The organism is Nocardioides sp. InS609-2, assembly GCF_023208195.1.
GTDB lineage: Bacteria > Actinomycetota > Actinomycetes > Propionibacteriales > Nocardioidaceae > Nocardioides.
The window spans coordinates 102,938-118,352 of record NZ_CP060034.1 but is presented as its reverse complement, the minus strand read 5'-3'; the positions used below and the strand labels follow the sequence as shown (position 1 = coordinate 118,352).

At 71.1% G+C, this 15,415-nt stretch carries 13 protein-coding genes; 1 reads left to right on the top strand and 12 read right to left on the bottom strand.

The genetic code is table 11. From position 1 onward, the window contains the following. Positions 1-18 precede the first annotated feature (18 nt). From argG to argC, 8 genes are read right to left on the bottom strand one after another with little or no spacing between them, the layout of a single operon-like run. On the bottom strand, positions 19-1,449 hold the full coding sequence (argG, locus tag H4Q84_RS00675; RefSeq protein WP_248581517.1) for an argininosuccinate synthase: 1,431 nt from the start codon (positions 1,447-1,449) through the stop codon (positions 19-21). After that, positions 1,446-1,988 (bottom strand): arginine repressor, encoded by a 543-nt coding sequence (locus H4Q84_RS00670; RefSeq protein ID WP_248581516.1) that lies wholly within the window; start codon positions 1,986-1,988, stop codon positions 1,446-1,448. Before H4Q84_RS00670 ends, argG begins: the two co-directional genes overlap by 4 nt. After that, positions 1,985-2,917 (bottom strand): ornithine carbamoyltransferase, encoded by a 933-nt coding sequence (gene argF / locus H4Q84_RS00665; protein ID WP_248581515.1) that lies wholly within the window; start codon positions 2,915-2,917, stop codon positions 1,985-1,987. Before argF ends, H4Q84_RS00670 begins: the two co-directional genes overlap by 4 nt. Next, complete coding sequence (locus tag H4Q84_RS00660) at positions 2,917-4,095, bottom strand: acetylornithine transaminase (protein WP_248581514.1); 1,179 nt, start codon at positions 4,093-4,095, stop codon at positions 2,917-2,919. Before H4Q84_RS00660 ends, argF begins: the two co-directional genes overlap by 1 nt. Beyond that, a complete protein-coding gene (gene argB, locus H4Q84_RS00655) occupies positions 4,092-4,991 on the bottom strand; it encodes an acetylglutamate kinase (RefSeq protein ID WP_248581513.1) in 900 nt (299 codons plus the stop codon). Before argB ends, H4Q84_RS00660 begins: the two co-directional genes overlap by 4 nt. Then, positions 4,988-6,139: a bifunctional glutamate N-acetyltransferase/amino-acid acetyltransferase ArgJ gene (argJ, locus tag H4Q84_RS00650; RefSeq protein ID WP_248581512.1), complete on the bottom strand. Its 1,152-nt coding sequence runs from the start codon at positions 6,137-6,139 to the stop codon at positions 4,988-4,990. The genes argB and argJ overlap by 4 nt, the downstream gene beginning before the upstream one ends. Continuing rightward, the gene (locus tag H4Q84_RS00645) at positions 6,136-6,549 is read right to left on the bottom strand and encodes an ACT domain-containing protein (protein WP_248581511.1); all 414 of its coding nucleotides are present in this window, start codon (positions 6,547-6,549) and stop codon (positions 6,136-6,138) included. The genes argJ and H4Q84_RS00645 overlap by 4 nt, the downstream gene beginning before the upstream one ends. Then, a complete protein-coding gene (gene argC / locus H4Q84_RS00640) occupies positions 6,546-7,586 on the bottom strand; it encodes an N-acetyl-gamma-glutamyl-phosphate reductase (protein ID WP_248581510.1) in 1,041 nt (346 codons plus the stop codon). Before argC ends, H4Q84_RS00645 begins: the two co-directional genes overlap by 4 nt. Before the next feature lie 71 nt (positions 7,587-7,657). On the opposite strand from argC, the gene H4Q84_RS00635 reads away from it, so the two are divergent. Next, positions 7,658-8,452, top strand: coding sequence for a maleylpyruvate isomerase family mycothiol-dependent enzyme (locus H4Q84_RS00635; RefSeq protein ID WP_248581509.1), 795 nt, complete (start codon positions 7,658-7,660; stop codon positions 8,450-8,452). Positions 8,453-8,494: 42 nt separating this feature from the next. Here the strand turns inward: H4Q84_RS00635 and pheT are convergent, their stop codons facing one another. The 4 genes from pheT to H4Q84_RS00615 are packed head-to-tail and all read right to left on the bottom strand — an operon-like array spanning position 8,495 to position 15,398. Beyond that, complete coding sequence (pheT, locus tag H4Q84_RS00630; RefSeq protein WP_248581508.1) at positions 8,495-10,990, bottom strand: phenylalanine--tRNA ligase subunit beta; 2,496 nt, start codon at positions 10,988-10,990, stop codon at positions 8,495-8,497. Continuing rightward, complete coding sequence (gene pheS / locus H4Q84_RS00625) at positions 10,990-12,087, bottom strand: phenylalanine--tRNA ligase subunit alpha (protein ID WP_248581507.1); 1,098 nt, start codon at positions 12,085-12,087, stop codon at positions 10,990-10,992. The genes pheT and pheS overlap by 1 nt, the downstream gene beginning before the upstream one ends. A 42-nt stretch (positions 12,088-12,129) precedes the next feature. Beyond that, entirely contained in the window at positions 12,130-14,685 is a 2,556-nt protein-coding gene (locus tag H4Q84_RS00620; RefSeq protein ID WP_248581506.1) for a DUF4153 domain-containing protein, read from the bottom strand. Then, entirely contained in the window at positions 14,682-15,398 is a 717-nt protein-coding gene (locus H4Q84_RS00615; RefSeq protein WP_248581505.1) for a response regulator transcription factor, read from the bottom strand. Before H4Q84_RS00615 ends, H4Q84_RS00620 begins: the two co-directional genes overlap by 4 nt. Between the last annotated feature and the right edge of the window lie 17 nt (positions 15,399-15,415).

Here is a 15,415-nt window from a genome sequence, read left to right as displayed (position 1 = left end):
GTGACAGTCTTTCAGCACTCAGTCGGTGCCGAACTCCATGGCCGCGTTGTCGAGCGCCTCGTCCTCGGCGCTGCGGGCTGCGGGGTTCGACGCGATGCGGTCTGCTCCCCCGGCCTCGAGCTCGCCGAGCAGGGTGCCGTGCTCGACGAGAACCTGGCCCTCATCCAGCGGCTGCGTGGCGTAGAGTTCGAGCTTGGAGCGCGAGTCGGCGATGTCGAGGTTGCGCATGGTGAGCTGGCCGATCCGGTCAGTCGGACCGAAGGCGGCGTTCTCGGTGCGCTCCATCGAGAGCTTGTCGGGGTGGTAGGAGAACGCGGGTCCGTCGGTGCGCAGGACGGTGTAGTCCTCACCACGACGCAGCCGGATCGTCACCTCTCCGGTCACCAGCGAGGCGATCCAGCGCTGGATCGATTCCCGCAGCATCAGTGCTTGTGGGTCCAGCCAGCGTCCTTCGTAGAGCAGCCGGCCCAGCTGGCGCCCCTGGCCGTGGTAGTTGGCGATCGTGTCCTCGTTGTGGATCGCGTTGAGCAACCGCTCGTAGGCGATGAAGAGCACGCCCATGGCCGGCGCCTCGTAGATGCCGCGCGACTTGGCCTCGATGATGCGGTTCTCGATCTGGTCGGACATGCCGAGGCCGTGCCGGCCACCGATCTGGTTGAGCTCGTGGACCAGCGCGACCGGGTCGGCGTACTGCTGTCCGTTGACGGCTACCGGACGACCGCGGTCGAAGCGGACCGTGACGTCCTCGGGAGCGATCTCGACGGCCGGGTCCCAGAACTTCACGCCCATGATCGGCTCGACCATCTCGAGCGAGGCGTCGAGGTGCTCGAGGGTCTTGGCCTCGTGGGTGGCGCCCCAGATGTTGGCATCGGTGGAGTAGGCCTTCTCCTGGCTGTCGCGGTAGGGCAGCTTGCGCTCGACCAGCCACTGGCTCATCTCGGCGCGCCCGCCCAGCTCGTGGACGAACTCCGCGTCCAGCCACGGCTTGTAGATGCGCAGGTCGGGGTTGGCGAGCAGGCCGTAACGGTAGAACCGCTCGATGTCGTTGCCCTTGAAGGTGGAGCCGTCGCCCCAGATGTCGACGCCGTCCCCGTGCATGGCGCGGACCAGCATCGTGCCGGTGACGGCGCGTCCGAGTGGCGTGGTGTTGAAGTAGGCGCGGCCTCCGGACCGGATGTGGAAGGCGCCGCACGCCAGCGCGGCCAGGCCTTCCTCGACCAGCTGGGGGCGGCAGTCGACGGAGCGGGCGATCTCGGCGCCGTACTGCCTGGCGCGCTCGGGCACCCCGGAGATGTCGGGCTCGTCGTACTGGCCGATGTCGGCGGTGTAGGTGCAGGGCACGGCGCCCTTGTCGCGCATCCACGCCACGGCGACGGAGGTGTCGAGGCCGCCGGAGAAGGCGATGCCGACGCGTTCGCCCTTCGGGAGGCTGGTGAGGACCTTGCTCACAGTGGGACTTCCTTTGCGGTGGAGGCTGAGTGGTCGGTGGCGAGGGCCAGGAACCGGCCGGCGAGCTCGTCGCCGCCGGCGGGGTCGCGGCCGATGACGAGCACGGTGTCGTCGCCGGCGATGGTGCCGAGGACGCCGGTGAGCTCGGCCTTGTCGAAGGCCGATGCGAGGAACTGCGCAGCGCCGGGAGGCGTGCGGAGTATGACGAGGTTGGCCGACGCCTCGGCGCTGACGAGCAGCTCGGCGCAGAGTCGCGCGAGCCGGGCGGTCGCCGCGGCGGTGGTCTCGTGGGCCGCCGGACTGCGGTCACCACCCTCGGCGGGGACGGCATAGACGAGCGCGCCACCGGCGGCGCGCACCTTCACCGCGTCGAGCTCGACGAGGTCGCGCGACAGGGTGGCCTGCGTGACCCGCACCCCGCGAGCACCGAGCAGGTCGGCCAGCTCGGTCTGCGACTTCACCTCGTGGCGGGACACGAGATCGATGATCTGCTGGTGCCGGGCGTTCTTGGTGCCCGGGCTCTGGGCGGTGCTGCTCACGACGCCCCCTCCCGTTGGAGGAGCCAGGTCAGGATCGCCTTCTGGGCGTGCCGCCGGTTCTCGGCCTCGTCCCAGACGACGCTGCATGGTCCGTCGATCACCTCGGCGGCGATCTCCTTGCCGCGGTAGGCGGGCAGGCAGTGCATGGCGATCGCGTCGGGGGCGGCCAGGTCGAGCAGCGCCTGCGTGAGGGAGTACGACGCAAGGACGTCGAGCCGGTGGTCGGTGTCGGCCTCGCGGCCCATCGAGACCCAGGTGTCGGTGACGAGCACGTCGGCGCCGGTCGACGCCATGGCCGGGTCGGCCTCCAACACGACGCTGCCGCCGGTGGTGGCCGCGATGGTGGTCGCCGCGTCGACGACGTCGGGACTCGGCTGGAACCCGTCGGGCGCGCTGACCCGGACATGCATGCCGGCGGTCGCGCCTGCCAGCAGCCAGGAGTGCGCCATGTTGCAGGAGCCGTCGCCGAGGAACGTCACCGTGACCTCGGCCAGCCGGCCGAGCTGCTCCTGCACGGTCTGCAGGTCGGCGAGGAGCTGGCAGGGGTGGAACTCGTCCGTCAGCGCGTTGACGATCGGCACTCCGGAGTGCTCGGCCATGGCGTCGATGCGCTCCTGGCCGCCGGTGCGCCACACGATCACCGAGGCCTGCCGACCGAGCACGCGCGCGACGTCGGGGATGGACTCGCGCACGCCGATGCCGGCCAGCGAGCCGTCGACCAGCATCGGGTGGCCCCCGAGCTCGGCGATCCCGGCGGAGAACGACGCCTGCGTGCGCAGGGTCTGCTTGTCGAAGATCATCGCGACGGTGCGTGGGCCGGCCAGGCTCTTCGTGTCGTACGGCGACCGCTTGAGGTCGGCGGCGAGCGCGAGGACTTCGGCCTGCTCGGCCGGACTGAGGTCGTCGTCGCGGAGGAAGTGGCGGGTCATCAGACCGCCTCCTTGGCAGCCGCGAGGATGCCGGGCCAGGCATCCGCGAACGCGTCGACGTCGTCGTCGGTGAGCACCAGGGGTGGCACGAAGCGCAGGGTGCGCGGGCCGGTGTTGTTGAGGATGAAGCCGGCCTCACGACCGGCGTCCACCACAGCAGCGGCGATGTCGGCATCGAGGTCGGCGCCGATCATCAGGCCGGCAGCGCGCACGCTGGTCACCTCGGGCGCGGCGGCGACGGCATCGGCCAGCCGCTTGCCGGTGAACTCGACGTGGTCGAGCAGCCCTTCGCGCACGATCGTGTCGAGGACGGCGAGTGCGGCCGCGCACGCGACTGGGTTGCCGCCGAAGGTGGTGCCGTGGTTGCCGGGCTCGAGCAGGTCGGCGGCGGCGCCGGTGGCGATGGTCGCGCCGATCGGGATGCCGCCACCGAGCCCCTTGGCCAGGGTGACCACGTCGGGCGGGTTGTCGAGCAGCTCGGGCACGGCCCGATGGGCGAACCAGCGTCCGGTGCGGCCCATGCCGCTCTGCACCTCGTCGAGCCACAGCAGCGCGCCGGCCTCGGTGGTGATCGTCCGGGCCGCCGCGAGGTAGCCCGCGGGCGGGAAGACGACGCCGGCCTCGCCCTGGATGGGCTCGAGGACCACCGCCGCCGTGCGGTCCGTGACGGCCGCCGCCAGCGCCTCGGAGTCGCCGTACTCGACGAAGGTGACGTCGCCGGGCAGCGGCTCGAACGGGAGGCGGTAGGCCTCCTTGCTGGTCAGGGAGAGGGCGCCCATGGTGCGGCCGTGGAAGGAACCCGTGGCCGCGACGACGTGGGTGCGGCCGGTGCGGCGGCTGAGCTTGAGGGCGGCCTCGTTGGCCTCGGCGCCGGAGTTGGAGAAGAACACCTTGCTCGGTGTGCCGAGCAGGGTGACCAGTCGCTCCGCGAGCTCGACCTGCGGCGCGGTGGCGAACAAGTTGGAGACGTGGCCGAGTGTCTGCAGCTGGCTGGTGACGGCCTCGACGATCGCCGGGTGCGCGTGCCCCAGCGCGTTGACGGCGATGCCGCCGAGGAGGTCGACGTACTCGCGTCCGGCGTCGTCCCAGACGTGCGCGCCACTGCCGCGGACGAGCACGAGCTTGGGCGGGCCGAACGTGTTCATGATGTTCGCGGCGTACCGCTCGTGCCAGCTCATGCTGGTCCTCCTACGGTCCGGACCAAGGTGTCGACGCCGGGCAGCACCTGCGTGCCGACGCCTTCGGCGGTGAAGATCTCGAGGAGTACGGCGTGCGGCTCGCGGCCGTCGACCACGGTGGCCCGCGGGACGCCGCCCTGGACGGCCTGGAGGCACGCACCCATCTTGGGCACCATGCCGCTGGCGAGACTCGGCATCAGCTCGGCGAGCGCCTCGGGGCTGATCTCCTTGATGACGTCCTTGCTGTCCGGCCAGTCGCGGTAGAGGCCCTCGACGTCGGTGAGCACGAGCAGCTTCTCGGCGCCGAGTGCGACGGCGAGCGCGGCCGCGGCGGTGTCGGCGTTGACGTTGTGCACGACGCCGTCGACGTCGGGCGCGACGCTGGAGATGACCGGGATGCGCCCCGCCTCGACGAGGTCCTGGACGGCTTCGGGACGCACGTGCGCGACCTCGCCGACGAGTCCCAGGTCGAACTCCTCGCCGTCGACCACGGTGTTGGTCGCCTTGGCGGTGAAGAGGCCGGCGTCCTCGCCGGAGAGCCCGACCGCGAGCGGGCCGTGCTGGTTGATCAGGCCGACCAGCTCGCGCTGCACCTGGCCGACGAGCACCATCCGGACGACGTCCATCGCTTCGGGGGTGGTGACGCGCAGGCCGCCGCGGAACTCGCTCTTGATGCCGAGCCGATCGAGCATCGACGAGATCTGCGGACCACCGCCGTGCACGACGACCGGCTTGAAGCCGGCGAAGCGGAGGAAGGCGATGTCCTCGGCGAATGCCTGCTTGAGGGTCTCGTCGGTCATCGCGTTGCCGCCGTACTTCACCACGATCGTCTTGTCGTGGTACTTCATCAGCCAGGGCAGCGCCCCGGCCAGGACCTGTGCCTTCTCCAGGTTCATGAGGAATACGCGCTGTTCTCGTGGACGTAGGCGTGGGTGAGGTCGTTGGTCCAGACGGTGGCCCGCTCGGTGCCGGACTTGAGGTCGATGGTCACGGTGACGTCGCGGCCGGTGAGGTCGACGGTGGCGGGGTCGGCCGACGGGGTCGACTCGCGGCAGACCCACACGCCGTTCATGGCCACGTCGAGGTTGGCTGGGTCGAAGGCCGCCTGCGTGGTGCCGATGCTGGCCAGCACCCGGCCCCAGTTGGGATCGTTGCCGAAGACGGCGGCCTTGAAGAGGTTGCTGCGTGCGACGCTGCGGGCGGCCTCGACGGCGTCGTCCTCGCTGGCGGCGTTGAGCACGGTGATCGCGATGTCGTGGTCGGCGCCCTCGGCATCCTTGAGCAGCTGCATGGCCAGGTCGGTGCACACCTGGATGAGCGCGGCGGTGAAGTCGTCAGGGGTCGGCGTGATCCCGCTCGCGCCGCTGGCCATCACGGTCACGGTGTCGTTGGTGGACATGCAGCCGTCGGAGTCGAGACGGTCGAAGCTGACCCGGGTCGACGCGCGCAGTGCCCGGTCGAGCTCGTCGGCCGGCACGACGGCGTCGGTGGTGATGACGACCAGCATCGTGGCCAGCTGGGGCGCGAGCATGCCGGCGCCTTTGGCCATCCCCCCGATCGACCAGCCGGCGCCCTCGACGACTACCTGCTTGGCCACCGAGTCGGTGGTCATGATGGCGGTCGCGGCGGCCGTGCCGCCGTCGTACGACAGGGCCGCGTGAGCGGAGTCGACACCCGCCAGCAGCTGGTCGCGCGGGTTGGCTAGGCCGATGAGGCCGGTCGAGCAGACGACGACGTCGATCGCGCCGATGCCGAGGTGCTCGGCGACCCGCTCGGCGACCGCGTGCGTGGTCTGGAAGCCGTCGGGGCCGGTGTAGCAGTTGGCGCCGCCGGAGTTGAGTACGACGGCGCGTACGACGCCGTCCTTGACGACCTCCTGGCTCCACAGCACCGGGTTGGCCTTGCAGCGGTTGGCGGTGAACACGCTCGCCGAGTCGTGAGTCGGCCCCTCGTTGACGACGAGGGCCAGGTCGGGGGCACCGGTGGACTTCAGGCCGGCGGCGACGCCGGCGGCCTTGAAGCCCGCGGGATGGGTGACGGTCATTTCTTCTTCGGCTTCTTTCCTGGCTTGACGGGAGTGGCGACGACGACTTCATGCCCGTGTCGTCGCCACGCCTCGCCGGCCCGGGCCGCATCCTTGGTCGGCACCAGGATCCAGTCGGTCTCGTAGGTCGAGAGCGTGAAGACGCTGATCTCGGCCTCGGCCATCGGTGTCAGCAGCTCGACCAGCACGCCGGTGAGGGCGAAGTCGAGCGGCCCCTCGACCGCGAACGCGGTGAACGGCTTCTGGTGCACCGACTTGGTCGGCACGCTGCGGCCGGCGCAGACGAGCGAGGTCTCGGTCGCGGTCGCGGTGATCGAGAAGATCGACGACGACTCGGCCCAGTCGGGGACCTCCCCACCGGGCGGCAGCTTCACGACGGCCAGGGTCTCGGGGAACTGGTTCAGCTTCACGGTGCGACTCCCACAGTCGTCAGCCCCAGGGTCTCGTCGAGGCCCAGGGCGAGATTGAGGCACTGCACGGCAGCTCCGGCGGTGCCCTTGGTCAGGTTGTCGACAACGCCGACGGCCACCAGTCTGCGGGCTGCCTCGTCGACGGTGACCTGCAGGTGTACGGCGTTGGCCCCGGTGACCGACTGGGTCTGCGGCCACTGCCCGGCGGGCAGCAGGTGGACGAACGGCTCGTCGGCGTAGGCCTTGGCGTAGACGGCGTACGCCTCCTCGGCGGTGACGTCTCCCTTGAGGGGAGCAGAGACGGTCGCGAGGATGCCGCGGGCCATCGGCACGAGGATCGGCGTGAAGCTGACGGTGACGTCGCCGTCGTGCACGAGACGGAGGTTCTGGACGATCTCGGGCGTGTGCCGGTGCGCGCCGCCGACACCGTACGCGCTGGCGTTGCCCATGATCTCGGACCCGAGCAGATGCGGCTTGGCGGCCTTGCCCGCGCCCGAGGTGCCGCTGGCGGCGACGACGGTGATGTCGGAGGTGATCAGGCCGGCCGCGAGGGCGGGCGCGATGGTGAGCGTGCTGACCGTGGGGTAGCAACCGGGTACGGCGATGCGCGTGGCCCCACGCAGCTGGCTGCGCTGGTCGGCCAGCTCGGGCAGGCCGTAGGGCCAGGAGCCGGCGTGGTCGCCGCCGTAGAACGTGGTCCACGCAGCCGGGTCGGTCAGCCGGAAGTCGGCGCCGCAGTCGATGACCACGGTGTCCTCTCCCAGCGCTGTCGCCATCGCTCCCGACTGGCCGTGCGGGAGCGCGAGCACCACGACGTCGTGGCCGGCCAGCGTCTCGGGCGTGGTGGGCTCGAGGATCCGGTCGGCGAGGGGTAGCAGGTGCGGCTGGAGCGTGCCGAGGGCCTCGCCGGCGTTGCTGCCGGCCGTGAGGGCGCCGATCTCCACCAACGGGTGGGCCAGGAGCAGCCGCAGCACCTCACCGCCGGCGTATCCGCTCGCGCCGGCGACTGCCACCCTGATCTTCGCTGCCATGCGCATGACTATACACCTGCCTGCATGTTCATGTTAAGCGGGTACAGGGTGTCGGCGGGCGCCCCTAGCGTGGGCGCATGACGCGACTGGAGTTCGACGACTACCTCGACCACATCCGCCGCGAGTCGGCGCGCTTCCGCGAGGTGCTGACCAGCTGTGCCCCCGCAGCGCGGGTGCCGGCCTGCCCCGACTGGGATGCCGGCGACCTGCTCTGGCACCTCACCGGCGTGCAGTGGTTCTGGAGCCGGATCGTGCTCGGTGAGTCCGATCCCGAGGCCGTTGTCGAGCGCGAGCGACCGTCGTCGTACTCCGAGCTCCTCGACCTGTACGACGAGTGCTCGGCCGCACTGACCGACGCACTCGCCGCGGCCGACCCGGCGGCCGCGGCGTGGACGTGGGCGACGGAGCAGACGGTCGGGTTCACGTTCCGTCGCCAGGCGCACGAGGCACTGATCCACCGGCTCGATGCCGAGCAGACGGCCGGCGACGTCACCGATCTCGACCCGCAGCTCGCGGCCGACGGAGTCAACGAGACGCTCGACGTGATGTTCGGCGGCACTCCTCCGTGGGGCACGTTCACGCCGGGTGAGCCGTTGCTCCGGGTCGACTGCATCGATACCGACGACCACGTGTGGGTGCGGCTCGGCATCTTCTCCGGCACCGACCCCGACAGTGGCACGTCCTATGCCGACGAGGCCGACATCTCCGTGATCGACGACCCGGGCGTCGAGCCCGACTGCCTCATCTCCGGCCCGGCGGGTGCACTCGACGCCTGGCTGTGGCGGCGGGCCGGCGACGACGGGATCGACGTGACCGGTGACCGGGCGACGTACGACGCGCTCCGGGACATCGTGAACAACCCGATCAACTGAGTCTCGCTACACCTCGCGAGTCGGTTGTCGAGTAGCGAGAGATCAGGCGCGCTGAACGGCCCCGGTCTTCGCGGCGGCCGCCGCGACCGCGGCGTCGCGAGCAGCCGTGGTCTCGGCCTCGGTCAGCGTGCGGTCGGGTGCGCGGAAGCGCAGCGCATAGGCCAGCGACTTCTTGCCCTCCCCCACCTGCGGCCCGGTGTAGATGTCGAAGAGGTGGATCGACTCCAGCAGTCCACCGGCACCTTCGCGCAGAGCCGCCTCGACCGAGGCCGCAGGCACGGAGGCATCCACGACGAGGGCGACGTCCTCCTTTGCCACCGGGTACGACGAGAATGTCGGGCCCGGCACGACCTGCTGGGCCTGCTCGAGCAACGCGTCGAGGTCGACCTCGGCGACGGCGGTGCGCGGCGGCACCCCGAAGGCCCGGCAGACCGACGGGTGCAGCTCCCCACCGTGGCCGATCACCCGGTCCCCGATACGGATCGCGGCGCAGCGCCCGGGGTGCCACGGCGCCGACGTGTCGGCACTGACATCGACCTCAACACCCAGGGCGCGCGCCACGTCTCGGACGGCGCCGATGGCGTCGGACCAGCCGGCCTCACGCCCGGTGCCCCACCAGCCCGAACGCTCGCGATGCCCGGACACGGCCACGGCGAGGTGCATCGGCTGGCTCGGCACGGCCTTCTCGATCGCGGCCCACTCCTCGGCGGTGGGCGGGCCGTCGACGCCGAGGATCGGCGCCTTCTCGTTGCCGGTCGGCCGGAACACGAGCGAGTGCTCGAAGAGCGCGACGTCGGCGTTGGCGCGACCGATGTTGCGGGCCAGGGCCTTGAGCAGCCCCGGAAGCAGCGTCGTGGTGAGCAGCGGCTCCTCGTTGTTGAGCGGGTTGGCCATCCGCAGCGTCGTACGACGCGGGTCGTCGGCAGGCAGGCCGAGCCGGTCCCAGTCGGCCTCGCCGACGAACGGGTAGGTGATGGCCTCGGTCCAGCCGGCGCCGGCCAGGGTGAGCCCGACGCGACGGCGCAGCTTCTGGGTCGGGGTCCAGCCGTTGCCGGCGGGCGTGGTCGGCAGCACGGACGGCACCCGGTCGTAGCCGACGACCCGGACGACTTCTTCGACCAGGTCGTAGGGGTCGGTCAGGTCGGGACGCCAGCTCGGCACGACGGCGGTGAGCTGGTCACCGTCGACGGTGACGTCGCAGCCGACAGCGACGAGGTGGGCCGCAGCCGTGGCGGCGTCGATGTCGACCCCGCTGATGCGGGCCGGCAGGTCGACCGGGATGGTGATCTGGCCGCGCGCGGGCGGGATGCCGACGATCGTCACGCCGCCGTCGTCGGTCGCGCCACCGAGCTCCACCATCAGCGCCACAACGCGGTCGGCAGCCGCCTCACAGATCCTGGGGTCTACCCCGCGTTCGTTGCGCTTGCCCGCCTCGGAGGTGATCCGATGCCGACGACCCGTGCGGAACATCGACACTGCGTCCCAGTGGGCAGCCTCGACCAGCACCCGCGTCGTGGAGTCGGACATCTCTGTCTCCTCGCCGCCCATGACACCGCCCAGGCCGATGAGGCCGGAGTCGTCGGTCACGACGAGATCCTGGGTCGACAGTGCCCGGACGGTGCCATCCAGAGTGGTGAGGCGCTCACCGTCAGTGGCGCGTCGCACCCGGATGGCCCCGGTCAACTTGTCGGCGTCGTAGCCGTGGATGGGTCGGCCCGTCTCGAGCATGACGTAGTTGGTGATGTCGACGCCCAGCGAGATGGACCGCATGCCGCACTGGGTGAGCCGACGAGCCATCCAGTCGGGCGTCGGCGCATCGGGCTGGAACCCGGTGACGCTGCGCGCCACGAACACGGGGCAGCCGTCGGCGTCATCGACCACGACCGGGTAGCCCCGGTCGTTCGCTGCCGGCACATCACGATCGGCCGGGTCGGAGTACGGGGCGGAGAACCCCAGCGCGGCGTCGCGCGCGATGCCACGCAACGACAGCGCGTAGGCGCGGTCGGGGTTGATCTCGAACTCGATGACGGCGTCGTCGAGGCCGAGCACCGCGAACGCGTCGTCGCCGGGCGCGCCCGTCTCGGCGGGCAGCACGATGATGCCGTCCTGGCCCCCGGGACCGCTGTCGGGCAGGCCCAGCTCACTGGCGGAGCAGATCATGCCGGCGGAGAGGTGGCCGTAGGTCTTGCGGGCGCTGATCTCGAACCCGCCGGGGAGTACGGCGCCGGGCAGGCACACCACGACGAGGTCGCCGACGGCGAAGTTGTGGGCGCCGCAGACGATGCCCTGCGGCTCACCTGACCCGTTGGCGTCACCGACGTCGACGGTGCACCAGTTGATCGTCTTGCCGTTCTTCTGCGGCTCCTTCTCGAGGGTCAGCACGCGGCCGAGCACCAGCGGACCGGTGATCGAGTCGGCCGGGTTGTGCAGCGCCTCGAGCTTGAGCCCGAGCATGGTCAGTCGCCACGTGAGGTCGTCGACGGTCACGTCGGCCGGCAGGTCGACGTACTCCCGGATCCAGGACAGGGGGGCCTTCATCAGATCTCGACTCCGAACGGCTGGGCGAAGCGGACGTCTCCTTCGAAGACGTCGCGCAGGTCGGCGACGTTGTGGCGGAACATCAGCATCCGGTCGATGCCGAAGCCGAACGCGAAGCCCGAGTAGACGTCGGGGTCGATGCCGCACGCGATCAGCACGCGCGGGTTGACCACGCCGCAACCACCGAGCTCGATCCAGCCCTCGCCGCGGCAGGTGCGGCAGGCGACGGAGTCGACGCCGCGACACACGAAGCAGACCATGTCCATCTCGGCCGACGGTTCGGTGAACGGGAAGTACGACGGCCGGAAGCGCGTGGAGATGCCCTCACCGAACAGGGCCTCGGTCATGTGGTCGAGCGTGCCCTTGAGGTGGGCCATCGTGATGCCCTTGTCGATGACGAGTCCCTCGACCTGGTGGAAGACGGGCGAGTGCGTGGCGTCGATCTCGTCGGTCCGGAAGACGCGACCGGGGCAGATCACGTGGATCGGCGGCTGCCTGGTGAGCATCGTGCGGGCCTGCACGGGCGAGGTGTGCGTGCGCAGCACCAGTGCGGCGTCGGCCGGCTCGAGCCAGAAGGTGTCCTGCATGGTGCGCGCGGGGTGGTCGGCGCCCATGTTGAGGGCGTCGAAGTTCAGCCACTCGGCCTCGACCCACGGGCCCTCGGCGACGTCCCAGCCCATGGCCACGAAGATGTCGGCAATGCGCTCGGAGAACGTCGTGATCGGGTGCCGGGCACCGACGGGACGCCGGTCGGTCGGCAGCGTGACGTCGACGGTCTCCTCGACGAGCATCCGCTCCTCGTGCTCGGCCTCCAGCACGACCTGGCGCTGGCCTAGGGCCTGGTTGACCTTGCCGCGCGCCTGGCCGACGCGCTGGCCGGCGTCCTTGCGGGCCTGCGGCGGCAGCGCACCGATCTCGCGGTTGGCCAGGGCCAGCGGCGAGCGGTCGCCGACGTGGTCGAGCCGCACCTGCTTGAGCGCCTCGAGGTCGTCGGCGTCGGCGATGGCCGCGAGCGCGGCGTCGCGCATCGCCTCCACCTCCTCGGCTTTGAGGGGCGTGACCTCGACGGGGTCGTAATCGGTGTTGGGGCCGGACATGGGCGTCAGTCTAGGAACGGCCCGCCCACACCCACCACCGGGTTAGTACGTCGTTCGGTCCAGGTCACCCGGGCACGACTGGATCGGTGGGACCGCGAGACTCTCACCGCCGACCGCGAGTCGGGCCCGTGCGCGGCCGAGGTTCCAGCCCAACCAGTCGTCGTCGCTGCGCCAGCCGCTCATCAGGGCACAGGCACGCACATCGTCAGGCAGCTTCATCAGCTCGGGGACAGCGTCGGCCGACAGCCCCGCGAGGTAGTCGAAGTCGACCTTGCCCGACGTCTCGTAGCGATCGATGTTGTGCCGGGCGATCCAGGCGTCCGGGTTGACCAGGGCCAGGCCTGCCAGCGCCGCGGCCCCGGCGAACACCGCGGCGCGGGGCAGCCAGCGCCCCTCGAGCCGCAGCCCGGCGACCAGCACGCCCAGCACGACGACGCCCAGCCAGCCCTCGAAGACGTCGACGAGCAGGCGCAGACGCGTGAACCCGTAGGCGTCCTGGTAGACGTCCATCCGGAAGAGGGCAGAAGCGACCACGACGAGCGTCATCAGGCACAGCCCGCCGAGGGACGCACGCAGCGCGAGCCGGTCGCCCGGCGTCGTACGCGCTGCCTTGCGAGACGCCGCCCAGACGACGAGCAGGGTGAGGGCGGTCGCGACGGTGAGCTGGCCGAAGCCCTGGTGCACGTAGTCGGCGTAGGTGAGGCCGGTGGTGCGTTCGAGGTAGTCGTGGCCGCCGAAGACGACGGTGGCCTGGGCCACGAGGAACAGCGCGAAGACGGCGTCGACCAGCAGCACCGGCGCCAGCCACTCGTAGCGGTGTCGCACGGGCCGAGGCGGCTCGAGGTCGGCGAGCCCGGTCTGGGGCGGGTTCAGCGCCAGGTACGCCCCGGCCAGGACGAGGCCGAAGACGAACGCGGCCAGGAAGGCGCGCACGGCGAAGGTGTCGAGGTCGGGCACCAGCGCGTCCAGCCACGACGCCACAAGCGCATCTGCGGATGCGAACAGCACCCCGAAGACCACGACTGCCAGCAGCGACCAGACGATCGTGCGGATCAAGGCGGGCGCGCTGCCCCGTCCGGTGAGCCCGGTCAACGTTCGGCCGAACCACGGCAGCCCACGAAGCGAGGCGAGCGGCCAAGCCAGCCAGCCGAGCAGGAACGACGGCACGCTGCTCCCCCGCGTCACGCCGATCAGCGCCAGCGCGCCACCGGCCAACCAGCACAGCGACGAGATCCACTCCGCGTCGAGCAGCACGGTCGGCAGGCACAGCACCGTGCATCCGACAAGACAGGCCATCGTGAAGGGATCGCGGCGGTGCCGCGCGGCGTACGCGAGTGTCGCCGTGCCCGAGACGAGCACGAGGAACATCGCCACGCCAAGATCCCTGAACGGGAGTACGACGCCCGCCAGGACGCCGACGGCGAGCGCAGCACCGACCAGGTCACGCCGGCCAGGGAGGTTGTCCTCGCGCCAGAATGCGCCGAAGAGCGGGTCAATGAGCGGGGGCGGTGACACCGGTGCCGTCGCGGGCTGCTGGGCGGGCGGGGTCGTCACGGGCATGAGCACGTCTCCTTGGGATGATGCGCTGTGGGGCGCCAGCGGCAGGGTCACCACGACCCGCGCTCCTGGGGCGTCGCCTTCGGGGTCGGTGAAGCCGATCGACCCGTGGTGCAGGTCGGCCACCCAGCGCGCGATCGCGAGGCCGAGACCGGTGCCGCCGCCGGTGTCACCGCCCTCGGGGCCGGTGAGAGTGCCGAAGCGTTCGAAGACGTGCTCGCGGTCGGCCGCCTGCACACCGGGGCCGGAGTCGGTGATCTCGAGGGTCCAGCTGCTGGGGCCGCCAGTGGCTCGCACGGTCACGACTCCGCTGGTGGGGCTGTGCCGGGCCGCGTTGTCGAGCAGGTTGGTGACCAACTGGCACAGCCGTGCCGGGTCGGCCTGCACCGTGAGTCCGTCGGGCGCCGAGACGTCGTAGGTGACGCCTCGCACGGGCGACGTGCCTGTGTCGACGAGGTCGACGAGGAAGCCCGCGACATCGAGGTCGGCGAGCCGCAGCGGCGCTACGCCGGCATCGACGCGCGAGAGGTCGAGGAGGTCGTCGACCAGGCCACCGAGTCGACGGGCCTGGTCGAGCACGCCCGCCAGCGTGTCGTCGTCGGGCGCTTCGACGCCGTCGGCGAGGTTCTCCAGGCGCGCGGTCAGCGCGGCCACCGGCGTACGCAGCTCGTGCGAGACGGTCGCGACCAGCGCCTGGCGCTCCGAGTCGACATGTCCGAGGTCCGCGGCCATCTGGTTGAAGGTGCGGGCCAGCTCGCCGACCTCGTCGCCCGCCGACGCATCGACGCGGCCGGAGTAGTCGCCGCGCGCCATCCGCCGCGCCACCTCGGTCATCTGGCGCAGCGGGCTGGTCATGCCCGCCGCCAGCAGCTGCGTCACGCCCAGCGCGATCGCCACGGTCACCGGCACGGCCAGCCAGGGGGTCACTCCCCCGACCGAGCCGAGCGTCCCGACCGCCGTCGCGATCACGACGCTCGCCGCCACCAGCAGGCCGAGCTTGACCTTGATCGACGTGACGCGGCCGAGCGGCTCCCCACTCACGGTGCCTCCAGCGCGTAGCCGACGCCGTGCACGGTGCGCACCCGGCCGGCGCCGAGCTTGGCGCGCAGTGCCTTGACGTGGCTGTCTACGGTGCGCGTGCCCGACGCGTCGGGCCAGTCCCACACCTCGGCCAGCAGCCGCTCGCGGGTCAGCACCTGACGCGGCTCGCCGGCGAGACAGACGAGCAGGTCGAACTCCGTCGGCGTCAGGTGCACCTCGCCGCCGGCCACGTCGACCCGTCGAGTGCCGGTGTCGACGGTCAGGTCTCCGACGGTGAGTACGCCGGCCGGCTGGGCCGCGAGCACACCGGCTCGCTCCACGCGCCGCAGCAGGGCGCCGATCCTGGCGACGAGCTCGCGCATGCCGAACGGCTTTGTCAGGTAGTCGTCGGCGCCCACCGCCAGTCCGGCAAGGATGTCTGCCTCGTCGTCGCGCGCGGTGAGCATCAACACCGGCACCGGGCGCGTCGCCTGCACACGGCGGCACACCTCTAGCCCGTCGAACCCGGGCAGCATGACGTCGAGCACGAGCACGTCCGGCCGGCACTCGGCGGCCGCCGCCACGGCCGCGGGTCCGTCCCAGGCCTGCGTGACGTCGTACCCCTCGGCGACGAGACGACGGGTGACCGCGTCGTTGATGACCGGGTCGTCCTCGACCACGAGCACTCGTCTGTGGGCGCTCTGTGGGAGGTCTGATGTGGTCGGCTGGCTCACAGAAGGAGCCTAGGAGC